Here is a 22704-nt window from a genome sequence, read left to right as displayed (position 1 = left end):
GCGCCGATCCCCCACCGACGGTCCGATTCATGTGACGAATACCCCCTGCCTGTGGACAACTTTCCGCACCGCCCGGCCGGACCGGGCATGCTGGCATGCGTCGACGGAGCACCGACCGGCTCCACCGACTCAGCTGCTTTCTCGTCGTAGCTGCTTTCTCGTCGTACTCGTTCGCTCTTGTCCATCCGGCTACGGGGGCCGCTCATGCATCCGATGGTGAAACCCGCGCTGCGGCGCGGCTGGCGTGATCTCAACACCGTGCAGTTCGGGATGACACCCGCGCACGCGCTGACCCTGGGGCCGGTCGACACGGCGACGGGCAGCTTCCTCGAACTGCTCAACGGCACCCGGGGGCTGCCGCTGCTGCGGGAGGAGGCCCACCGCATGGACCTGCCCGAGGGGCACGTCGACCTCCTCGTGCGGCGGCTGTCCCGCGCGGGCCTGCTGGACGACGCCCGGGGCGGCGGCGCGGCGGCCGCGGAGCTGCGGGCGAAGAAGGAGGTCATGGACCGGCTGGCTCCCGATCTCGCCGCGCTGTCCGTGGTGAACCGCGAGCCGGACGGGGCGATCGAGCGGCTGGCCGCCCGGCGCGGTATGCGGGTGCGGGTACGCGGCGCCGGCCGGGTGGGCGCCGTGCTGGCCGCGCTGCTGTCCGGCGCGGGGGTCGGCGAGGTCGAGGTGCTGGACGGAGGATGCGTGGAGCCGTGGGACGTGGCCCCGGGCGGGTTGCCCGCCGAGGCCGTCGGTGAGCGCCGGGACGCCGCCGCCCGACGTGCCGTGCGCCGCGCCGCCCCCGCCCGCCCGGAGCGCCGCACCGCCGGGACGCCGTCCGGGGCGGACGAGACCGGGCACGCGCTGGTCGTCATCGCCCCGCGCGACGACGTCGCCGTGCACACGCCGGACCCGGCCGTGGCGGCTCCGCTGATCGCGTCGGGCACTCCTCATCTGTACGCCGGGGTCGTGGAGGCCACGGGAGTCGTCGGCCCGCTGGTCCTGCCCGGACAGACCGGCTGCGCCGAGTGCCTGCACCACGGGCGCACCGACCGGGACGAGACATGGCCGCGCCTGGTGGCGCAGTGGCGGTCCGGGCGGCAGCGCCGGGTGCGCCCCTGCGACCTGGCCCTCGCCACCACCGTGGCCGGGCTGGCGGCGGCCCATGCACTCGCCTTCCTGGACGGGGAGACACCCTCCAGCACCGGTGCCCGCTGGGAGGTGTCCGCACCCGCGCTGAACTGGCACGGGCGCCCGGTGTGGCCGCATCCGGACTGTCCGTGCGGGGCGGCGCGCAAATCCGTGGTGGAAGACACCTCAAAGGAGGGCGGCGCACGCGCGACAATGGCTGGGCAACGGCCGTCGTCCGTACCTCGCCGTCAGGCGGAAGCGACGCGGCCTGCTGGGACTTGGAGGGCGCATGTCTGATCTTCCCCGGAAGGCGGTCACCCGGACCGCCAAGCTCGCCGCGCTCCCGCTCGGTTTCGCCGGGAGGGCGACCTGGGGACTCGGCAAACGGATCGTAGGCGAGTCCGCCGAGATCGTCGGCCGGGAGCTCCAGCAGCGCACCGCCGATCAGCTGTTCAAGGTGCTCGGGGAGCTGAAGGGCGGGGCCATGAAGTTCGGGCAGGCCCTGTCCGTCTTCGAGTCCGCCCTGCCCGAGGAGGTCGCGGGTCCCTACCGGGCGGCGCTGACCAAGCTCCAGGAAGCCGCCCCGCCGATGCCGACGCGCACCGTGCACGCGGTGCTGGAGGAGCGGCTCGGCGCGGACTGGCGTGCGCTGTTCGAGGAGTTCGAGGACAAGCCGGCCGCTGCGGCGTCCATCGGGCAGGTGCACCGGGCGGTGTGGCACGACGGCCGCGAGGTGGCGGTCAAGGTGCAGTATCCGGGCGCGGGCGAGGCCCTCCTGTCCGACCTGGGCCAGCTGAGCAGGTTCGCCCGGCTGCTGGGACCGCTGATCCCCGGCATGGACATCAAGCCCCTGATCACCGAACTGCGCGACCGCGTCTCCGAGGAACTGGACTACGGCCTGGAGGCCCAGGCCCAGCAGGCGCACGCGGAGGAGTTCGCGCAGGATCCCGACGTCCTGGTCCCGGCGGTGATCCACCAGTGCGAGCAGGTCCTGGTCACCGAGTGGATCGACGGTGTCCCGCTGGCCGAGGTGATCGCGGACGGCACCCAGGAGCAGCGCGACCGCGCCGGACAGCTGCTCGCCCGTTTCCTGTTCTCCGGCCCGGCCCGCACGGGCCTGCTGCACGCCGACCCGCATCCGGGCAACTTCCGCCTGCTCCCCGGCGGCCCGGACGGCGAGGACGACTGGCGGCTCGGCGTGCTGGACTTCGGCACCGTCGACCGGCTGCCCGGCGGCCTGCCGGAGCCGATCGGCGCCTCCCTGCGGATGACCCTGGACGGCGAGGCCGAAGCCGTCTACGACATGCTGCGCGCGGAGGGCTTCGTCAAGGAGACGGTCGATCTGGATCCGGACGCCGTGCTCGACTACCTCCTGCCGATCATCGAGCCGGCCCAGGCGGAGGAGTTCACCTTCACCCGCGGCTGGATGCGCAGCCAGGCGGCCCGTATCGCCGACATCCGCTCGCCCGCCTACCAGTTGGGCAAGCGGCTCAACCTGCCCCCGTCCTACCTGCTGATCCACCGGGTCACGCTCAGCACGATCGGGGTGCTGTGCCAGCTGGGCGCCACCGTGCGGCTGCGGGACGAGCTGGAGGAGTGGCTGCCTGGCTTCGTCACCGCGGTGGAGGACGAGGAGGCCGCCGCCGAGGTGTGACCGGTCAGGTCCCGGCAGGCCCGGGTCAGGCCCGCGCGGAAGGGCGGCCGGTGCCCGCGGTCACCACCGGGCGGAGTCGAGCCGTCCCTCGATCGATCTGAGGTGTGCGCGGGAGCAGGTGTCGCAGAAGTAGCGGCGGACACCGTCCTCGACGGAGCAGGTCCAGGTGGGAGGCGGTCCGTCCGCCGGGGTGCCGCAGTGCGCACAGCTCACGGACGGGCGCGGTGCGCCGTCGCCGCCGTGGTCGAGGTCTCCGGGAGGACGCGTCACCCGGCGACGATACCTCCGGCCCGACAGGGCGCGGGGACAACGCACCGCGGGGGCCGGTCCGTGCGGACGGACCGGCCCCCGCGGGCATCGAGCTCACCTCCCGGCCGGGAGGTCACCGCCGAGCGGTGTGGGCGGCTCAGTGCATGACCGCCATGGCGAGCGCGCGGCGGGCACGCCGTGAGGCGCGCTCGGCGCGGCGCTGCATCCGGCGGGCGGCCACCACGCGCAGGGCGTGGCGCTCGCGGTCCGCCTCGTGCAGCCGCTCCTGCATATGCGCACGAGCCATGGCTTCTGGGATGAGTTGCATCTCGCGGGTCCTGTTCTGACGCGAGTCGTTCGCGCCGGTGGTGGTGACGTCTTCGGTGGCGGAGCCTGCGGGCTCGCTGGGGACGGACGGCTTCATCGGGGCCTGCTTCTGGGGGTCGTGCGTAAGGGGGCGATCGATCGTTCCTGGGATGTTCATGCCGCAACCGGGTTCTTGCGCGGACGGCCACGGGGCCGCTTCCGGGCGACGACGACACCCTGGACGAACAGCTCTCCGCCCCAGACACCCCAGGGCTCGCGCCGCTCCTTGGCGCCCGCGAGGCAGGCTTCCATCAGCGGGCAGGTGCGGCACAGGGACTTGGCGTACTCCACGTCCGCCGGCGACTCGGCGAAGAAGACCTCCGGGTCGTAGGAGCGGCAGGGGACGGGCACGCCGAGGTTCTCGATGGCGTCGTCGAGCGCGGTGAGCGCGGTGAGGGGGATCAAGGCGGGGTCCTCCGTGAGACCGGGCTTGGGGATCGTGTCGGAAGGCGGTACGGACGGGGCGTGCGCTTCGAGTTGCACGGTGGGTGTTTCCTCGTCTGGTCGGTCCGGCCGGGTCGGCCGGGTGTCGGCTGGGTACCGGGTTCTTTTCTTGTCCCGAGGCCCCTTCGGTCCGTCGTCCCCGTTCGGGGAAAACAGAAGGGCCGCGGATCCCGGGTGGGGTTCCGCGGCCCTGAAGGCGCCGGCCTGATCGACGATCAGGCTGGATCACTCCAGGGTTCTGGCCCACGGAAGGCCCACATCTGGTGGTGGTGCGTCGTCTGCTTCCGGATACCGGCACCGGCCGCCGTAAAGGCATAGGCGCGGGCCTGTGCCACTACTGCTTCCAGTGCCTCGGTCGGTCGCTCATTGCCCTCGCGGACAGGGAGGCCCGCGAGAGACAGGGAGGACGCCGGACGCGCGGCGCGAACGCCGGACACACCGGTGCCCTGGTCCGAGACGCCGAGCATGCACAGGGAAGCGACCGAGCGATCGGTCATTTTGGCGGTGCTGAAGAAGCTGCTCTTGATGCTGATCACTGGGCTCGCCTCCTCTCGGCGTCTGGGGGACTGGGGTGAACCAGTCCGTACGGATATGCAAGTACAACACGGAATCAGGGCCTCAGGAAGGCCGCTGTCCCCGTGACCAAGAACCTATGGGGATTGCCGGGGCATGCGCAAACTATTTTTTCGACGAGTTCGCATCAGTTGTCGATCTCTTCGTCCGGAGGCTCCTGGCCTGCGCAGATGGCGAGAACATCGGCCCCGTGGCGCCGCAGCTTGCGCGTGCCGACGCCGGGGATGCGTGCCAGCTCGCGCGCGTCCTCGGGCGCGGTCTCGGCGATCGCCATCAGCGTCCTGTCGGTGAAGACGCAGAAGGCGGGCTGCCCGCTGAGCCGCGCCTGCTCCTCCCGCCACTCGCGCAGCCGCTCGTACAGGCCCTCGTCCATGTCGGAGGGGCAGTCGTCGCAGCGCATCAGCTTCATCTCGCCGGCGTCGGTGAGGGTGCGGCCGCAGACCCGGCACCGGGCCGGGACGCGCTGGGTACGCCGGAGGACGGCGCCCGCCGTACGGGCCGCACCCGCGGCCGGGGCGGTCCCCCGCTCGATCCCCCCGACGGCACCCGCGGCGCCCTGCCCGGTCGCGCCGGCCGTGCCCGGACGCAGTCCGTCCAGGAAGCGGCTCGGGCGGCGGCTGGGGCGCCCGCCGGGTGTGCGGGTCAGCGACCAGGAGACGAGCAGCCGCTCGCGGGCGCGGGTGACGCCCACGTAGAGCAGCCGGCGCTCCTCCTCGATCTGCTCGTCGGTTCTGGCGTAGGTGATCGGCATCATGCCCTCGGCGACGCCGACCAGGAAGACGGCGTCCCACTCCAGGCCCTTGGCCGAGTGCAGGGAGGCCAGGGTGACGCCCTCGACGGTGGGGGCGTGCTGGGCGTTGGCGCGCTCGTCCAGCTCGGCCACCAGGTCGCTCAGTGTGGCGCCGGGGCGAGCCGCGGCGAAGTCCCGCGCGAGGTTCACCAGCGCGGCCAGCGACTCCCAGCTCTCCCTGACGGCGCCCGAGCCGGCCGGGGGCTGCAGGGTCCAGCCCTCCCCGGACAGCACGGCCCGCACCTGCGAGGGCAGGTCGACGGTGTCGTCGAGGAGGGCGTCGTTGCCGCCGAAGCGGGCGGCGGCCCGCAGGGCGATACCGGCCTTGCGCACCTCGGGGCGGTCGAAGAAGCGCTCGGCACCGCGCAGCTGGTAGGGCACCCCGGCGTCCGCGAGGGCCTGCTCGTATGTCTCCGACTGGGCGTTCGTACGGAAGAGGATCGCGATCCCGCTCGCCGGGACGCCGGAGGCGATGAGGTCGCGGATGCGGCGGGCCGCGCCCTCGGCCTCGGCGGGCTCGTCCGCGTACGCCGTGTACTCCGGCTCGGGGCCCGCGGGACGCTGTGAGACCAGTTCCAGCCGGTGGTCGGCGGCGCGGCCCCGGGCCAGCGCCAGCAGTCCGTTGGCGAGGTGGACCACCTGGGGGGTGGAGCGGTAGTCGCGGACCAGTTTGACGACGGTGGCGCCGGGGTGACGGACACGGAAGTCGAGCAGATGGTCGGGGGTTGCTCCCGTGAACGAATAAATCGTCTGGCTGGCGTCGCCGACCACGCACAGGCTGTCCCGCTCCCCCAGCCACAGCTCCAGCAGGCGCTGCTGGAGCGGGCTGACGTCCTGGTACTCGTCCACCACGAAGTGCTGGTACTGGGCGCGGATCTGTTCGGCGACGTCACGCCGGTCCTGGAGGATGGCGACGGTGAGCAGCAGGACGTCCTCGAAGTCGATGACCGAGCGGTCGCGCTTGAGGTCCTCGTAGACCGAGTACAGCTGGGCGAGCTCGGCGACGTCGCGCGGGGTGTCGCGGCCGGCCTTCGCGGCTGCGAGGGCGTAGTCGGCCGGGACGGTCTGGGTGACCTTGGCCCATTCGATCTCCGCGGCGGCGTCGCGCAGCTCGCCCCGGTCCAGCCGGACGCGGCAGGCGGCGGCCGCGTCCGCGACGAGCTGGATCTTGCGGTCGACGAGGCGGGGCATGCTGCCGCCGATCGCTTTCGGCCAGAAGTACTGCAACTGCCGCAGCGCGGCGGAGTGGAAGGTGCGCGCCTGGACGCCCTGGGCGCCGAGCTGGCGGAGCCGGCCGCGCATCTCACCCGCGGCGCGGTTGGTGAAGGTGACGGCGAGCACGGTCGAGGGCTGGAGGATGCCCGCGCGCACCCCGTAGGCGATCCGGTGGGTGATCGCCCGGGTCTTTCCGGTACCGGCGCCCGCCAGTACGCACACCGGACCGTGCAGCGCGGTGGCCACCTCGCGCTGCTCGGGGTCGAGCCCTTCGAGCACCGCGTCGGCAGAGTCCGGTACCTGCGGGAAGAGGGTGGAGTGCGTTGCTGCTGTCACACCGCCATGCTGCCAGGTCGCGGGAGACGGGTGAGCCGGTTGTCCACAGGCAGCCCCTTGCAGTCGTACTGATGCGACCGGTGTCACCCTGCTGCGACCGGTGTCACGCCGAGGCGCCGCGCGCTCCGTCCCGATACCCCCGGTGGGAATGCCCGGTGTGCGGCGCGCGTTCCCCCACTGCGACGATGACGTCCCCGACCCGCCGAAGGAGCACGAGAGACATGCCGGGCACTGTGACGATGTACAGCACCACGTGGTGCGGCTACTGCCGCCGTCTGAAGGGCCAGATGGACCGCGAAGGCATCGCGTACACCGAGATCAACATCGAGCATGACCCGGAGTCCGCGGCCTTCGTCGAGAAGGCGAACGGCGGCAACCAGACGGTGCCGACCGTGCTCTTCGAGGACGGCTCGACGCTGACGAACCCGTCGCTGGCGCAGGTCAAGCAGAAGATCGGCGTCTGAGCCCGGTCGGTGTTCCCCGCGCCTGCCGGGCGCGGAGCCGGAGCGCACGAGCGCGCCGGAAGGCGGTCCCCGAGTTCGTCGGGGGCCGCCTTCTCGTATTTCGCGCGGTGCCCGCGGTCAGACGACGCTCCTGGTCGGCAGGGGCTTGCCGTACCAGAGTTCGATGAGGCGGGCCGCGATGGAGATGCCGTAGGGCGGCAGGACCTCGCCGGACTCGAAGGCCGTGCGCAGTTCCTCGCGGGAGAACCAGCGGGCCTCGTGGATCTCCTCGCCGTCGACATCGATCTCGGTCGAGGTGGCGTGGGCCATGAAGCCCAGCATGAGGCTGGAGGGGAAGGGCCACGGCTGGCTGGCGACGTACTCGACCTGGCCGACGGCGACGCCGACCTCCTCGTGGACCTCGCGGCGCACCGACTGCTCGATGGACTCGCCTGGCTCGACGAACCCGGCGAGCGTCGAGAAGCGGCCCTCGGGCCAGTGCACCTGGCGGCCGAGGAGGATGCGGTCCTCGTCGTCGGTGACCGCCATGATCACCGCCGGGTCGGTGCGCGGGTAGTGCTCGGCGCCGCAGGCCGGGCAGCGGCGGATGTGGCCGGCCGCGGCGATCACGGTGCGCTCCCCGCAGCGGGAGCAGAAGCGGTGCAGCCGCTGCCAGTTCTCCAGGGCCACCGCGTGCACCAGCAGGCCGGCGTCCCGGGGCGACAGCAGCAGGCCCGCCTCGCGCAGGCCCGCAGGGCGCGCGGACTGGTCCATGCGGCCGGGCAGCGAGTCCTTCTGGAGGGCGAAGTAGCTGACGCCGTCCTCATCGGTGCCGAGGAAGTAGCGGTGCGCCTCGGTGAGGGGGGCCTCGAAGGACGGGGTCATCACCAGCTCGGTGCGGCCGTCGGGCGTCTCGTCGATCAGCGCCTGACCGCCGGAGACCACGAAGCAGCGGGTCGTGGGGTGGCTCCACGCCGCGGCGAGCCATGCCTCGTCGAGCCGGTGGTGGGCGGCCCGGTCGATGCCGCTGGGCGCGGTGAGCGAGATGGGTCGGTCTGCGGTGTGGTCGGTCCAGGTGGTCACGGGTGCTTCCAACTCCCCCGGTGCAACGGTTGATTCGGCGGCGGTTCAGCGGGACGGACGGCAGGAGGGGACCGGTCCGGCGGGGCCCTCGGAGCGCGGGGCGGCGCTTCCAGTGTGCCCCGCGCGCGGCGAGGTGCCGGACGGCGGCGGCAGGTCAGGGCACATCGCGCCAGTGCTCGGCGAGGTCACCCCACAGATACGCGCTGGTCTCGACGCCCTTGAACAGGAGGTCGAGCTCGACCTTCTCGTCGGGGGCGTGCCAGCCGTCGGACGGGACGGAGATGCCCAGGAAGAGGACGGGTGCGCCGAGCACCTCCTGGAGGTCGGCGGCCGGTCCCGAGCCGCCCTCGCGGGTGAAGCGGACCGGAGTGCCGAAGGACCGCTCCATGGCGCGGACGACGGACCTCAGGGCCGGGTGGTCCAGCGGGGTCAGACAGGGACGCGTGGCCGCGCCGAACACCGTCTCGTGTCGGATCCCCTCGGGCACCTGTTCGCCGATCCAGGCGCGGACGGCCTTCTCGACGTGGTCGGGGTCCTGCCCGGCGACCAGGCGGAACGACAGCTTCACCATCGCGTCGGACGGGATGACCGTCTTGCTGCCGGGGCCCTGGTAGCCGCCGCCGATGCCGTTGACCTCGGCGGTGGGGCGGGCCCAGATGCGCTCCAGCGTGGTGTGCCCGGCCTCGCCGTGGGTGGCGTACGACTTGGCGGTGCGCAGCCACCGCTCCTCGTCGAAGGGCAGCTCGGCGAAGAGTTCGCGTTCGCGGTCGGTCAGCTCGACCACGCCGTCGTAGAAGCCGGGGACGGCCACGCGCGCGTGCTCGTCGTGCAGGGCGGCCACGAGACGGGCGGCGGCGGTCGCCGGGTTCGGCACGGCGCCGCCGAAGGAACCGGAGTGGATGTCCTGGTCCGGGCCGTAGAGCCGGATCTCGCACTCGGCGAGCCCGCGCATGCCGGTGCACACCGTGGGCGTGTCCTCGGACCACATGCCGGTGTCGGAGACGATCACGGTGTCGGCGGCGAGCCGGTCGGCCCGCTCCTCGACCAGTGCCCGGAAATGCGGGGAGCCGGACTCCTCCTCGCCCTCGATCAGCAGCTTGAGGTGGACGGCCGGGGCGGTGGCGCCGGTGGCCGCGAGGTGGGCGCGCACCCCGAGTGTGTGGAAGAACACCTGGCCCTTGTCGTCGGCCGCCCCGCGCGCGTAGAGCCGGTTGTCCCGGACGACCGGCTCGAAGGGCTCGCTGTGCCAGCCGTCCTCGCGGGCGGCGGGCTGTACGTCGTGGTGTCCGTAGACCAGGACCGTGGGAGCGCCGGGGTCGGCGGCGGGCCACTCGGCGAAGACGGCCGGGGCACCCGGTGTCGGCCAGACCTCGGCGGTGGGGAAGCCGGTGTCCCGGAGCTTGGCGGCGAGCCAGTCGGCGCTGCGCCGTACATCGGGCGCGTGGTCGGGCTGGGCCGACACGGAGGGGATGCGCAGCCACTCGGCGAGGTCGTCGAGGAAGGCGGTGCGGTGCTGCTCGATGTACGTACGGACGACGCTGTCCGGGGTCTGGCTCATGCTCCCGAGCCTATCGGCACGCGGTGACAGCCCGTTCGGGCGGTTCGTCACACTGCGCCGGGGCCCCGGTGCCGGTGCGCCTGCCCGTCCTCGCAGCCGTCCGCCTGCCCGTTCGCGGGCTCGTCCAGCAGGAGCCGTTCCAGCGCGGCCCGGTCCGGCAGGTTCCGCGGTCTGACCACCTCGCCGCTGCGGACGTACACGAACGCGGCTCCGACCCGCTCCAGCGGCAGGCCGTGCCGCTCGGCCCAGGCCAGCCGGTACACGGCGAGCTGGAGCGGGTCCGCGGTGTGCGAGTGGTGCGTCTTCCAGTCCACGATCTCGTACGCCGTCGCCTCGCCGTCGCCCTCCTTGTAGACGGCGTCGATCCGGCCGCGGACGACCCGGCCGGCTATCTCCAGCTGGAAGGGGGCCTCGACACGATGGGGGGTGCGGTGGGCGTACTCGGTGCGTTCGAAGGCTTCCTTGAGGGCTTCCAGATCGTGTTCGTCGGCGATCTCGGCGTCGTCCGCGCCGGGCAGTTCTTCGGGCTCCAGCAGGGGCAGCGTGAGCGCTTCGAAGCGGGTCTCGATCCACGCGTGGAAGCGGGTGCCCCGGCGTGCGGCGGGTTGCGGGGGGCGCGGCATGGGGCGCGCGAGTTCCGCCGCGAAGGCGTCCGGGTCGGCCGCCAGGCGCAGCAGCTGTGTGGCGGTCAGGGTCGTCGGCAGGAGGACGTCGGTGACGCTCTGCCGGGAACGCCGCAGCTCTCCGGCGAGCGCGTCGAGGTCGCGGTCCCAGGAGGCGATGGTGCGGGCCTCCTCCGGGGTGAGGCGCCGGGGCTGCGGGGGGCTCCCCTGGCCCGGGAAGGCTTCGGGGGCCGGTGCGGCGGCCGGCCGCGGGGGCGACGGCGGTGCGGCGATGTGCCCGTCCACCGGTGTGACCTGGTGCGGGACGGCGGGGCGGGCCGTGCTCCAGGAGTCCCGGCCACCGGTGTCACCGGTGTCGCCGGGATCGCTGGGGTCCCCGGGCAGCCCGTGGCCGCCGGGGGCGTCCGCCGGGGGCACGTCCTCCTCGTAGGGCGGTTCGTCGTCGTAGGACGATTCGTCGTAGGGCGGCTCGTCGTAGGGCGGTTCGTCGTCGTCCGGGGGTGGGGGCCAGTCCGGGTCGTCGTGGGAGTCCGGGTCGTGTACGGCGGCGGGCGTGAGGGCCGGCCCTCCGTGGGCACCGTCCGTGCGGGGGCCGTCCGCGGCGGCGAGGCCGGCGAGACCCTCCAAGTGGGCCAGTACGGTCGCCGCGGCGGCCCGGCGGCGGGCCAGGGCCGTCTCGTCCAGCGGCAGGGGCCATGCCTGGTCGGCACCACCCTGGTGCAGCGCGGGGTTCTCCTCGTCCTCCCCCGGCTTCTCCGCCCAGACCTCGATCTCGCCGTGTCCGGCCGCGCAGTGGTCGTACAGCGCCTCCAGGAAAGCGGAGGGACCGCGGGGCTTCTTCTGGCTCGGTCCCCACCAGTGGCCGGAGCCGAGCAGCAGGGAGCGGGGCCGCGTGAAGGTGACGTAGCCGAGGCGCAGCTCCTCGGTGTGCTGGTGGTCCTTCATGGCCTCGTGGAAGGACTTCATGGACCGCGCGTCCCAGTCGTCCACGTCGGGCAGGGTGGCGGCGTCGCCGCGCAGGGCGTGCGGCAGCACCTTGCCCTGGCTGGTCCACTTCTCCCGGCCCTGGCTGCTGGGGAAGGCGCCGGTGACCAGGCCGGGGACCGCCACGACGTCCCACTCCAGGCCCTTGGACCGGTGGGCGGTGAGCACTTTGACGGTGTTCTCGCCGCCGGGCAGCGTGTTGTCGAGGCCCTTCTCGTACTGGGCGGCGGTGCGCAGGAAGCCGAGGAAGGCCAGCAGGGTGGCCTCGCTCTCCTGCGCGGCGAAGGAGGCGGCGACGTCCAGGAAGTTCGAGAGGGTCTCGCGGCGGCGGGCGGCCAGCGCGTGCGGGGACGCCGACAGCTCCACCTCCAGGCCGGTGACGGCCAGCACTCGGTGCAGGACGTCCATCAGCGGGTCGGACAGGGAGCGGCGCAGGTCGCGCAGTTCGGCGGCGAGCCGGGCGAAGCGCACGCGCGCGTCCGGCGAGAACGGCAGCTCGTCGTCCCGGCCGTCCGGGGAGCCCTCCAGGAACGTGTCGAGCGCGTCGGCCAGGGAGACCACCTCGGCCGGGTCGACGCCTTCGACCGCCTCGGCGAGCCTGCGGTCCGGGTCGTCGTCGGCGTCCCCGCGCGCGTGGGCGACGAGCAGCCTCGCCCGGCGGCCGAGGAGGGCGAGGTCGCGCGGGCCGATCCGCCAGCGCGGGCCGGTCAGCAGCCGCACCAGGGAGGCGTTGGCCCCCGGGTCCTGGAGCACTTCGCACACGGCGACGAGGTCGGCGATCTCGGGCAGATGGAGCAGCCCGGACAGGCCGACCACCTCGACCGGGACGTCGCGGGCGACCAGGGCGCCCTGGATCTCGGCGAAGTCGGTGGCCGTACGGCACAGCACGGCGATCTCGCCGGGGGCCTTACCGGTGCGCACCAGATGGGCGATCGAGTCGGCGAGCCAGGCGATCTCCTCGGCGTGGGTGGCCAGCAGGGCGCAGCGGACCAGGCCGTCGCGTTCGGCGCCGGGGGCCGGGCGGAGGGCTTCCACGCCCGCGTGCATGGCGCGCAGGGGCGCGGCGAGGCCGTTGGCGAGGTCGAGGAGGCGTCCGCCGCTGCGCCGGTTCTCGCTGAGGGCCTGCCGGGCGGCGGGCCGGCCGTCGGCGCGGGTGAAGTGCTCGGGGAAGTCGTCGAGGTTGGCGACGGAGGCTCCGCGCCAGCCGTAGATCGCCTGGCAGGGGTCGCCGACGGCGGTCACGGGGTGGCCGGTGCCCTCGCCGAACAGGCCGGCCAGCAGGATGCGCTGGGCGACCGAGGTGTCCTGGTACTCGTCCAGGAGGACCACCCGGAACTCCTCGCGCAGGGCCCGGCCGACCTCCGGGAGGCCGGCGAGCCGCGCGGCCAGGGCGATCTGGTCGCCGAAGTCGAGCAGGTCGCGCTCGCGTTTGGCGGCCCGGTAGCGCCCCACCAGCTCGGCCAGGTCGCGGCGGGCCGCGGCGGTCTCGGGGACCTTGCGCAGGTCGGCGTTGGTGAGCCTGGTGTCCTGGAGGGTGTGCAGCAGCTCCGCGTCCCAGGCGCGCAGGTCCTCGGGGCGTACGAGGTGTTCGGCCAGCTCGCCGTCGAGGGCGAGGAGGTCTCCCACCAGGTCGGGGAAGGAGCGGGTCAGGGCCGGATAGGGGCCGGACGCCTCGCGCAGCACCCGGGCGGCGAGCTGGAAGCGGCCGGCGTCGGCGAGCAGGCGTGTGGTGGGCTCCAGGCCGATGCGCAGGCCGTGGTCGGTCAGGAGGCGGCCGGCGAAGGCGTGGTAGGTGGAGATCACCGGTTCGCCCGGCGGGTGGTCCGGGTCGATGGTGTCGGGGTCGGTGACACCGGCCCGGACGAGTGCCTTGCGGACGCGCTCGGCCAGCTCGCCGGCGGCCTTGTTGGTGAAGGTGAGGCCGAGCACCTGTTCGGGGGCGACCTGGCCGGTGCCCACCAGCCAGACCACGCGGGCGGCCATGACGGTGGTCTTGCCCGATCCGGCTCCGGCCACGATCACCTGCGGGGCGGGCGGCGCGATGACGCAGGCCGTCTGCTCCGGGGTGAAGGGGATCCCGAGGAGTTCCTTGAGCTGCTCGGGATCGGTGATTCGGGCGGGCACGTCGAAGAGGCTAGCGGCGGCCACTGACAATCGTGGCCGCGGCCGCCTTCACGGGCAGGAGAACCGCAGGTCGGACCCGGTGGTGCGATACGTCACCCGGGCGCGGGGGAACATGTCGGCCGGGCGGGAAGCACCGGGCAGGCGCGGTGCGTCGAGCGAGCGAGGTGCGCCGGGCGGGCGGGTCGTCCGGCTCACTCGACGACGTGGCGGCCCTCCGGGCGGGCGCTGCACGAGGCCCGGAAGGCGCAGTGCGCGCAGTGCTGGCCGGTCGTCGGGGTGAAGCGCTCGTCGAGCACCTTCCCGGCGGCGGTGGCCAGCAGGTCGCCGACCCACTCCCCCTCCAGCGGCTCCTGGGCCTGCACCTTGGGCAGGGTCTCCCCGCCGTCCCGCTTGGCCGCGCCCTGGCGCAGCTGGACCAGTTCGGCGCCGCCGGGCTCGGGCCGGGTGCCGTCGAAGGCGTCGTCCACGGCGCCCTCGCGGACGGCGAGCTGGTAGACGGCGAGCTGGGGGTGGCGGGCCACCTCGGCTCCGGTGGGCGCCTGCTTGCCGGTCTTGAAGTCGACGACGTAGGCACGGCCGTCCCGGTCGGCCTCCACCCGGTCCATGGAGCCGCGGATGCGCACCTGGTGGTCGCCCGCGCCGAGCGTCACGTCGAAACCGTGCTCACTGGCCACCGGGGTGCGTCCGGCGCGGTCCAGGACGTGCCACCTCAGGAAGCGTTCGAGCGCCACGCGCGCGTTGTCGCGTTCCTGCTGCGACTTCCAGGGGGCGTCGAAGGCGAGGGCGTTCCAGACGGTCTCCAGGCGTTCCATCAGGACGGCGAGGTCGGCGGGCGTGCGGCCGGAGGCGACCTCGTCGGCCAGGACGTGCACGACGTTGCCGAATCCCTGGGCGGCGCTGGCCGGTGCGTCGGCCTTCACCTCGCGGCCCAGGAACCACTGGAGGGCGCAGGTGTTGGCGAGCTGGTCGAGGGCGCTGCCGGAGAGCACGACCGGCTGGTCGCGGTCGCGCAGCGGCACCTTGCTCACGGTCGGCTCGGCCATGCCCCACCAGCGGTAGGGGTGCGCGGAGGGGACCAGCGGGCGGCCGTCCTCGTCGCTGAGGGCGGCGAGCCGGGCCAGGCGGTGCGCGGCGGCCTCCCTGAGGGCGTCGGACACGCGCGGGTCGACGGTGGTGGCGCGCAGTTCGGCGACCAGGGCCGCCACGGAAAGGGGGCGGCGGGGGCGGCCGGTGACGTCCTTGGGTTCCACGCCGAGTTCGGTCAGGAAGCGGGAGGGCTGGTCGCCGTCGTCGGCGGGTGCCTTCACCGCGGTCACCACGAGCCGTTCACGCGCGCGCGTGGCGGCCACGTAGAAGAGGCGGCGCTCCTCCGCCAGCAGGGCGCCCGGGGGAAGCGGCGCGGCGAGGCCGTCGCGCCCGATGCGGTCGGCCTCCAGCAGGGAGCCGCGGCGCCGCAGGTCCGGCCACAGCCCCTCCTGGACACCCGCGACGACGACCAGACGCCACTGGAGGCCCTTGGATCGGTGCGCCGTCATCAGACGCACCGCGTCGGGGCGTACGGCACGCCGGGTGAGCGTGTCGGCGGCGATGTCCTGGGCGTCGATCTCCTCCAGGAAGTTCAGCGCGCCCCGGCCGCCGGTGCGCTCCTCCGCGCGCGCGGCGGTCGCGAACAGCGCGCAGACGGCGTCCAGGTCCCGGTCGGCGTTGCGTCCCGCGGCGCCGCCGCGCCGGGCGGCCCGCTCCAGCCGCGTGGGCCACGGTGTGCCCTCCCACAGGTCCCACAGGGCCTCCTCGGCGGTGCCGCCGCCCGCGAGGCGCTCCCTGGCCTTCCTGAGCAGCGCGCCCAGGCGCTGGGCGCCACGCGCGTACGCGGGGTCGTGCGTCACCAGGCGCTCCGGTTCGGCCAGGGCGCGGGCGAGCAGTTCGTCGGAGGGCGGCGGCAGGTGGTGGCCCGCGGCCCGTTCCTCGTCGCGCAGCGCGCGGCCGAGGCGGCGCAGGTCGGCGGTGTCCATGCCTGCGAGCGGCGAGGCGAGCAGGGTCAGCGCGGTCTCGGTGTCCAGCCAGCAGGGCCCCGGACCGTCCTCGTCCTGCTCGCCGTCCGCCCGGCTCCGCTCGCCGTCCCGGGCCCGGTCGTGCTCCCCTGCCGGGGCGCGGCCGGGCTCTGGCCGGGCCGGGTCCGGGCGGGTCGCCGCCTCGGCCGTCGCCACCGCGCGCAGTGCGGTGAGCAGCGGGGCGACCGCCGGTTCATGGCGCAGCGGGAGGTCGTCGCCGTCGACCTCCAGGGGCACACCGGCGGCCGTCAGGGCGCGGCGCAGGGTCGGTATGGCGCGGGCGCCGGCGCGTACGAGGACGGCCATGTCGCTCCACGGGACGCCGTCCTCCAGGTGGGCGCGGCGCAGGATGTCGGCGATGTTGTCCACCTCGGTGCCCGCGGTCGGGTACGTGTGGACCTCGACGCGCCCGCCCTCGTGGACGGGGATCAGTTCCCGGTGGGCGCGGACCTTGTCGGCGGGGAGCCGGGTGAGGGGCATACGGCGGGTGAGCAGGCGGGTCGCGGTGAGCAGCGCGTCGGCGGAGCGGCGGGAGGTGCGCAGCACGGCGACGGGCGCCGGGCTGCCGTCCGCGCGCGGGAAGGTGTCGGGGAAGTCGAGGATGCCGTTCACGTCGGCGCCGCGGAACGCGTAGATCGACTGGTCGGGGTCGCCGAAGGCGAGCAGGGTCCGGCCGCCCCCCGCCAGGGCGTGCAGCAGCCGCACCTGGGCCGGATCGGTGTCCTGGTACTCGTCGACGTAGACGACGTCGTACTGGCCGGCGAGCTGCCCGGCGACGTCGGGGCGGCCGGCGAGGAGGACCGCGCGGTGGACGAGTTCGGCGTAGTCGAGGACGCCCTGGAGGTCGAGGACGTCGAGGTACTCGGCGAGGAAGGCGGCCGCGGCCTGCCAGTCGGGGCGGCCGGTGCGGCGCGCGAACGCCGCCAGGGCGTCGGGGCCGAGGCCCAGTTCGCGGCTGCGGGCGAGGACGGCGCGGACCTCGTCGGCGAACCCGCGGGTGGTCAGGCAGGCGCGCAGTTCGTCGGGCCAGCGCACATGGGCGAGGCCCAGCCGCTCCAGGTCGACCTGTCCGGCCAGGAGGTCGCGGACGGTCACGTCCTGCTCGGGTCCGGACAGCAGCCGCAGCGGCTCGGCGAACAGATCGCTGTCCTGGTGGGCGCGGACGAGGGCGTAGCAGAACGAGTGGAAGGTGGTCGCCCGGGGCGCGCGGGCGGCTCCGGTGCGCTGCGCCATGCGGTCGCGCAGTTCCACGGCGGCCTTGCGGCTGAAGGTCAGGACCAGGACGCGTTCGGGGTCCTGGCCGCGGGCGATCCGCGCGGCGACGGACTCCACCAGGGTGGTGGTCTTGCCGGTACCCGGGCCGGCCAGGACGAGCAGCGGGCCGCTCCCGTGGTCAACCACGGCACGCTGGGCGGCGTCCAGACGAGGGGGATCCGGTCGCGTGGGCGGGGTACGCACCAGTCGGTGAGCGCCACGGTTCCCCTGCCGCACCTGGGGGTGCGGCAGGCGCCTGGTGGAGGAAGAGGAGCTCACGTGGTTCGCCGGTCCTGGTGGGTGTGCTGGGTGGTGTCGCGGACGGCGCGGGGCGCCGTGGCCGCGGGTGCGGCCCGCCGGTCGTGGCGGGCGGTGGCCTCGGGGTGAGGGGGACGCGCTGGGGCGACGCTACGCCCGCCGCCGCCCTGGAGGCCGGGCTTCCGTTTCTCCCCGTACGCCTCTCCGGGCACCGCGGGCACCGCCGTCACGGGTGTCCCCCACTGCACGAACGTACGGCATTGCCCGCCGGTGCCCGGATTCGCCCGTACGGGTTCCGGGCTCCCCACGGGCGTGCCGGATGGCGGAAGCTGTCAGGTGTGACCCTGCGCACGTCCGCCGCTGTCGCCGTCCCAGCGGGCCCGCCTCATGTCGAGCCGGGGCAGGTGGCCCTCGGCCGCCCGGCCCGCCTCCCGCAGCGGTGTGCCCTCGGAGCGGTAGTGGGCGAGCGCGCGCAGTTCGTGGCCTGGGAGCAGGGTGCCGTCCGCGCGGACGACCCGCCACCAGGGGACGGCGCCGCCGTAGAGCGCCATGACGCGTCCCACCTGGCGGGGTCCGCCCTCCTCCAGCCACTCGGCGACGTCCCCGTACGTCATGACCCGGCCCGCCGGGATCCCCTCGGCCACCTCCAGGACCCGCTCGGCGTACTCGGGCAGTTCCTGCGGGCCGTCGGACCCCTCGCCGCCGGGAAAGCTCACTTCGCTCATCCCAGCCATCCTGCCGCACACCACCGACAGCGCGGCGGGGTCTCCTCGAACCGCCCGCCTCGCTCACGGGCGGCGCGTGGGGCAGACTGTCGGACCCGCATATGCACCCTGACGCCCCCGTGTGTCGGTGGGGCATGCCACCATCGTGCGGGCGGTGACCGGTGATACGAGACCAAGAAGAGACGATGAAACAGCAGGGTGTGCACCCCGACGACGCGGAGGGCACCTCTGGGGTCTCGTCGCGCCCGGACGCCGACAGCGCCGACCACGCCAGCCACGCCGACCACGCCGATCACAAGGACTCCGCCGAGGACCCCGCGAAGGGGGCGGACGCGGCGCAGGAGCGGCCCGACGAGAGCGCCGACGTGGCCCACATCGACGAACTGGAGGGTGACGAGCCGCTGCTCCCCGCGCGCGTGCACCGTCCTTCGGACCTGATGCGGCTGCTCGTGGGCGTGCTCGCCATCGCGGTCCTGCTCGCCGTCGCCGCGTTCGCGCACGGCACCACCTCCGGCCTCGAACAGGACATCAACAAGGGCACGGGCCAGGCGCCCGACCTGCTCATCAAGATCGCCGGACTGGTGTCCAGCATCGCGATCCTGCTGGTCCCGGTCGCCTTCGCGATCGAACGTCTGATCAAACGCGACGGGCTGCGGATCGCGGACGGCGTCCTCGCGGCGGTCCTGGCACACGGGGTGACGCTCGCCACCGACCTGTGGGTGGCCAAGGCCGCCCCGGGTTCGATCCAGGACGCCCTCACCCAGCCCTCCCCCGGCAATCTGCACGCGCTGACCGACCCGGTCCACGGCTATCTCGCCCCGGTCATCGCGTACATGACGGCGGTCGGCATGTCCCGCAGGCCGCGCTGGCGTTCGGTGCTGTGGATCGTGCTGCTGCTCGACGCCTTCTCCATGCTGGTCACCGGGTACACGACACCGTTCTCGATCATCCTGACGGTGCTGATCGGCTGGTCCATCGCCTACGGCACCCTGTACGCGGTCGGCTCGCCGAACGTCCGCCCCACCGGACGGACCCTGATGGCGGGGCTCCAGACCGTCGGCTTCCACCCGGTGAGCGCGGCCCGCCAGGAGGCGGCGGAGACGACCGCGGACAGCGGCGACCGCGGCCGGCGCTACTTCGTCACCCTGGAGGACGGCCCGCCGCTGGACGTCACGGTCGTCGACCGCGAACAGCAGGCGCAGGGCTTCTTCTACCGGCTGTGGCGCAACATCACCCTGCGCGGATTCGCGACCCGCAGCAGCCTCCAGTCGCTGCGCCAGGCGCTGGAGCAGGAGGCGCTCCTCGCCTACGCGGCCATCGCGGCCGGCGCCAACGCGCCCAAGCTGATCGCGACGTCCGAGCTGGGCCCCGACGCCGTGATGCTCGTCTACGAGCACACCGGCGGCCGCACCCTCGACTCGCTGCCCGACGAGGAGATCACCGACGAGCTGCTGCGCCTCGCCTGGCAGCAGGTGCGGGCCCTGCAGTCCCGCCGCATCGCGCACCGCAGGCTGTCGGGTGACGCGATCGTGGTGGATCGTTCCGGCAAGGTGATCCTGACCGACCTGCGCGGCGGGGAGATCGCCGCGGGCGATCTGCTGCTGCGCATGGACGTCGCCCAGTTGGTGACGACGCTCGGCCTGCGGGTGGGCGCCGAGCGCGCCGTCGCCTCCGCGGTGGACGTCCTGGGGCCGGACGCGGTCGCCGACTGCCTGCCCATGCTCCAGCCCATCGCCCTGACCCGCTCCACCCGCGCCACCCTGCGCCGGCTCGCGCGGGAGCGTGCGCAGCGGGAGCGCGACGCGGTCCTGGAGGCATCCAGGCAGGCCAAGCAGACCCGCCTGGAGCACGCCGCGCAGAGCGCCGACATCGGCGCTGACGCCGGTGCCCCGGCCGGCGTCGTCCTGGACAAGCCGGAGGCACCGGACCGGAACAGGCCGGACAAGAAGCAGGACAAGCAGGGCAAGAAGGCCGAGCGTGCCGAGGCGCGGGCGGAGAAGCGGGCCATCGAGGAGGCCATAGACGGGGCCCGCGAGGACGACCTGCTGACCCAGATCCGCCACCAGGTGCTGCGCATCAGGCCACAGGCCCCGGTGGAGCCGGCCCGGCTGGAGCGCGTACGGCCGCGCACCCTGATCAGCTTCATCGCCGGTGCCATCGGCGCGTACTACCTGCTGACGCAGCTCACGCACATCGAGTTCAACACGCTCTTCGCCCATGCCCAGTGGGGCTGGCTGGCGGCGGCGGTGGCGTTCTCGGCGCTCAGCTATGTGGCGGCGGCGATGGCGCTGCTGGGGTTCGTGCCGGAGCGGGTGCCGTTCGTACGGACGGTGGCCGCCCAGGTCGCCGGGTCGTTCGTGAAGATCGTGGCACCGGCCGCGGTGGGCGGTGTGGCGCTCAACACGCGCTTCTTGCAACGCGCGGGCGTGCGCCCGGGGCTCGCGGTGGCGAGTGTGGGCGCGTCCCAGCTGTTCGGGCTCGGCTGCCACATCCTGATGCTGCTGTCCTTCGGCTATCTGACCGGTACGGAGAAGACGCCGTCGCTGTCGCCGTCCCGGACGGTGATCGCCGGGCTGCTGACGGTCGCGGTGCTCGTACTGGTGGTCACCTCGGTGCCGTTCCTGCGGAAGTTCGTGGCCACGCGCGTGCGGTCGCTCTTCGCGGGGGTCGTGCCGCGCATGCTGGACGTGCTCCAGCGCCCGCAGAAGCTCGTCACCGGCATCGGCGGCATGCTGCTGCTCACCGCCTGCTTCGTGATGTGCCTGGACGCCTCCATCCGGGCGTTCGGCGACGAGTCGACCTCGCTCAGCATCGCGAGTGTGGCCGTGGTCTTCCTCGCCGGCAACGCCCTCGGCTCCGCCGCCCCGACGCCCGGCGGGGTGGGCGCGGTCGAGGCCACGCTCACCGTCGGCCTGATCGCGGTGGGGCTGCCCAAGGAGGTGGCCGCACCGGCGGTGCTGATGTTCCGGCTGCTGACGCTGTGGCTGCCGGTGCTGCCGGGGTGGCTGGCCTTCAACCATCTGACGCGCAAGGGCGCCCTGTAGGGATGACGCGCAAAGGCACCCTGTAGGGATACGGCGGGTCGCGGCCCCAGGGGTGTGCGGCGGTGCGGCGGGGCCCCGGAGAAGAGTGGGTTCCGCCGTCACGGAAGGACTTCCTCCGGTGTGTGGGCCGCACATACCCCGGACGGCACACGCCCCGCGCGGGAGTGCGCCCGCGGCATGAGGATGGAGCCATGCCGAACCCGCGCGGGCCGCGTGCTGCCGCCCTGACCGCAACCGCAGTGCTGCTGGCCGCTCTGATGGCGGGATGCGGCGACGAGAGTCCCGGGAGCGGGGACCTGACCGCCCAGAAGCTGGACTGGACGGACTGTCCGGCCCCGTCCGTGTCCGAGGGCGGCGGCACGGCACCCTCCCCGCTGCCGGACGGCGGCACCTGGCAGTGCGCCATCATGAAGGCGCCGCTGGACTGGAGCAGGCCCCGGGGGGACACGATCGGCATCGCGCTGATCCGCGCGCGGGCGGCCGGACCGGGCCGGCGCATCGGCTCACTGATCTTCAACTTCGGTGGCCCCGGCGGCTCCGGGGTGAGCACCCTGCCCTCGTTCGCGCAGGACTACGCCCCCCTGCGCGCGCGATACGACCTGGTCAGCTTCGACCCGCGCGGGGTGGGGCGCAGCGCGGGTGTCCGATGCGAGAGCGACGCCCAGCTCGACCGGTACTTCCAGCAGGACGCGACACCCGACGACGCCGCCGAGCGCGCCACGTTCCTGAAGAACACCGAGCAGTTCAACGCGGCGTGCGAGAAGAACTCCGCGCGGGTCCTGCCGCATGTGCGCACGACCGACGCGGCCCGCGACATGGACCTCATGCGGCAGGTCCTGGGCGATGCCCGGCTGCACTACTTCGGCATCTCCTACGGCACCGAACTGGGCGGCGTCTACGCCCACCTCTTCCCCGGGCACGTGGGCCGGGCCGTCCTCGACGCGGTCGTCGACCCGACGCAGACGCCCGAGCAGAGTTCGCTCGGGCAGGCCAAGGGGTTCCAGCTGGCCATGGACAACTTCGCGCACGACTGCGTCACGAAGTCCAAGTGCCCCATCGGCACCACCGCCCAGGACGTCGAGAACCGCGTCGCCGCCCTGCTCAAGAACCTCGACGCCAAGCCGATCCCCGGCATCTTCCCCCGGCTGCTGACCCAGACGGCCGCGACCAACGGCATCGCCCAGGCCCTGTACTCCAAGGACCTGTGGGGGCCGCTCACCGAGGCCCTGGAGCAGGCCTACGCCGGTGACGGCAGGATCCTCATGCTGCTGTCCGACGCGATGAACGGCCGCACCGAGAACGGCGAGTACAGCAATCTCACCGCCGCGAACGTGGCCATCAACTGCTCCGACGAGAAACAGCGCTACGACACGGCGTACGTGCAGCGCAAGCTGCCCGAGTTCCGGGCCGCCTCCCCGCTGTTCGGGGACTTCCTGGCCTGGGGCATGCTCAGTTGCGCCGACTGGCCGGTGCCCGGCGCGGCCGACCACCCGGACGTGAGCGCGCCCGGCTCGACGCCGATCCTGGTCGTGGGCAACACCGGCGACCCGGCCACGCCGTACGAGGGCGCGCGGAAGATGGTGGAGGCGCTGGGGCGGGGCGTCGGCGTGGAACTGACCTACAAGGGCCAGGGCCACGGCGCCTACAACAGCGGCGACAAGTGCGTGCAGAGCGCGGTGAACGGCTACCTGCTCGACGGCAGGGTACCGGCGGCCGGAACGGTCTGCGCCTAGCCCCCGGCCCCGGCCCCGGCCCAGAGAACCCTGGACCTCCAGGCCAAAAATCCCCAGGTCAGGGCGTTATCCACA

Annotated in this window: 15 protein-coding genes; 5 read left to right on the top strand and 10 right to left on the bottom strand. The window is 73.6% G+C overall.

Translation table 11 applies throughout. The features are described from left to right. The first annotated feature begins 204 nt into the window (after positions 1-204). Both A8713_RS20950 and A8713_RS20945 read left to right on the top strand, forming a co-directional pair. A complete protein-coding gene (locus tag A8713_RS20950) occupies positions 205-1419 on the top strand; it encodes a TOMM precursor leader peptide-binding protein (RefSeq protein WP_064535173.1) in 1215 nt (404 codons plus the stop codon). Further along, on the top strand, positions 1412-2776 hold the full coding sequence (locus tag A8713_RS20945; RefSeq protein WP_064535171.1) for an ABC1 kinase family protein: 1365 nt from the start codon (positions 1412-1414) through the stop codon (positions 2774-2776). Before A8713_RS20950 ends, A8713_RS20945 begins: the two co-directional genes overlap by 8 nt. A gap of 60 nt (positions 2777-2836) precedes the next feature. Here the strand turns inward: A8713_RS20945 and A8713_RS20940 are convergent, their stop codons facing one another. From A8713_RS20940 to A8713_RS20920, 5 genes are all read right to left on the bottom strand, one after another. Further along, complete coding sequence (locus tag A8713_RS20940) at positions 2837-3046, bottom strand: hypothetical protein (protein WP_064535169.1); 210 nt, start codon at positions 3044-3046, stop codon at positions 2837-2839. Between the two features lie 136 nt (positions 3047-3182). Continuing rightward, positions 3183-3509, bottom strand: a complete 327-nt coding sequence (locus tag A8713_RS20935) for a hypothetical protein (RefSeq protein WP_018571304.1) — start codon at positions 3507-3509, stop codon at positions 3183-3185. Beyond that, the gene (locus A8713_RS20930; protein ID WP_026253134.1) at positions 3506-3874 is read right to left on the bottom strand and encodes a WhiB family transcriptional regulator; all 369 of its coding nucleotides are present in this window, start codon (positions 3872-3874) and stop codon (positions 3506-3508) included. The genes A8713_RS20935 and A8713_RS20930 overlap by 4 nt, the downstream gene beginning before the upstream one ends. A gap of 176 nt (positions 3875-4050) precedes the next feature. Then, positions 4051-4371 (bottom strand): hypothetical protein, encoded by a 321-nt coding sequence (locus A8713_RS20925; RefSeq protein WP_018571302.1) that lies wholly within the window; start codon positions 4369-4371, stop codon positions 4051-4053. A 164-nt stretch (positions 4372-4535) separates the two neighbouring features. Next, complete coding sequence (locus A8713_RS20920; protein ID WP_173860879.1) at positions 4536-6749, bottom strand: ATP-dependent DNA helicase UvrD2; 2214 nt, start codon at positions 6747-6749, stop codon at positions 4536-4538. 221 nt (positions 6750-6970) lie between these two features. On the opposite strand from A8713_RS20920, the gene A8713_RS20915 reads away from it, so the two are divergent. Next, a complete protein-coding gene (locus A8713_RS20915; protein ID WP_064535166.1) occupies positions 6971-7213 on the top strand; it encodes a mycoredoxin in 243 nt (80 codons plus the stop codon). Positions 7214-7330: 117 nt separating this feature from the next. Here the strand turns inward: A8713_RS20915 and nudC are convergent, their stop codons facing one another. The 5 genes from nudC to A8713_RS20890 form a co-directional block, all read right to left on the bottom strand. Further along, positions 7331-8275 (bottom strand): NAD(+) diphosphatase, encoded by a 945-nt coding sequence (nudC, locus tag A8713_RS20910; protein WP_064535163.1) that lies wholly within the window; start codon positions 8273-8275, stop codon positions 7331-7333. A 154-nt stretch (positions 8276-8429) separates the two neighbouring features. Continuing rightward, on the bottom strand, positions 8430-9833 hold the full coding sequence (locus tag A8713_RS20905; protein WP_064535161.1) for a dipeptidase: 1404 nt from the start codon (positions 9831-9833) through the stop codon (positions 8430-8432). A gap of 47 nt (positions 9834-9880) precedes the next feature. Beyond that, on the bottom strand, positions 9881-13564 hold the full coding sequence (locus A8713_RS20900) for an ATP-dependent DNA helicase (protein ID WP_064535159.1): 3684 nt from the start codon (positions 13562-13564) through the stop codon (positions 9881-9883). Between the two features lie 191 nt (positions 13565-13755). Continuing rightward, positions 13756-17148 (bottom strand): ATP-dependent helicase, encoded by a 3393-nt coding sequence (locus tag A8713_RS20895; RefSeq protein WP_079159065.1) that lies wholly within the window; start codon positions 17146-17148, stop codon positions 13756-13758. 311 nt (positions 17149-17459) lie between these two features. Further along, positions 17460-17852 (bottom strand): MGMT family protein, encoded by a 393-nt coding sequence (locus tag A8713_RS20890; RefSeq protein ID WP_064535157.1) that lies wholly within the window; start codon positions 17850-17852, stop codon positions 17460-17462. Between the two features lie 185 nt (positions 17853-18037). On the opposite strand from A8713_RS20890, the gene A8713_RS20885 reads away from it, so the two are divergent. After that, complete coding sequence (locus A8713_RS20885) at positions 18038-20896, top strand: lysylphosphatidylglycerol synthase transmembrane domain-containing protein (RefSeq protein ID WP_064535156.1); 2859 nt, start codon at positions 18038-18040, stop codon at positions 20894-20896. A gap of 191 nt (positions 20897-21087) precedes the next feature. Then, positions 21088-22629: an alpha/beta hydrolase gene (locus tag A8713_RS20880; RefSeq protein WP_064535154.1), complete on the top strand. Its 1542-nt coding sequence runs from the start codon at positions 21088-21090 to the stop codon at positions 22627-22629. Positions 22630-22704: the final 75 nt, after the last annotated feature.

This window comes from Streptomyces sp. SAT1 (assembly GCF_001654495.1).
GTDB lineage: Bacteria > Actinomycetota > Actinomycetes > Streptomycetales > Streptomycetaceae > Streptomyces > Streptomyces andamanensis.
Note: the sequence above shows the minus strand (reverse complement) of the source record. Positions and strands in the feature narration are given on the sequence as shown.

Coding starts and splice junctions, on each gene's coding strand:
- A8713_RS20880 (WP_064535154.1), top strand. CDS start 21,088: ATGCCGAACCCGCGCGGGCCGCGTGCTGCCGCCCTGACCGCAACCGCA.
- A8713_RS20885 (WP_064535156.1), top strand. CDS start 18,038: ATGAAACAGCAGGGTGTGCACCCCGACGACGCGGAGGGCACCTCTGGG.
- A8713_RS20950 (WP_064535173.1), top strand. CDS start 205: ATGCATCCGATGGTGAAACCCGCGCTGCGGCGCGGCTGGCGTGATCTC.
- A8713_RS20890 (WP_064535157.1), bottom strand. CDS start 17,852: ATGAGCGAAGTGAGCTTTCCCGGCGGCGAGGGGTCCGACGGCCCGCAG.
- A8713_RS20905 (WP_064535161.1), bottom strand. CDS start 9,833: ATGAGCCAGACCCCGGACAGCGTCGTCCGTACGTACATCGAGCAGCAC.
- A8713_RS20945 (WP_064535171.1), top strand. CDS start 1,412: ATGTCTGATCTTCCCCGGAAGGCGGTCACCCGGACCGCCAAGCTCGCC.
- A8713_RS20935 (WP_018571304.1), bottom strand. CDS start 3,509: ATGAACATCCCAGGAACGATCGATCGCCCCCTTACGCACGACCCCCAG.
- A8713_RS20915 (WP_064535166.1), top strand. CDS start 6,971: ATGCCGGGCACTGTGACGATGTACAGCACCACGTGGTGCGGCTACTGC.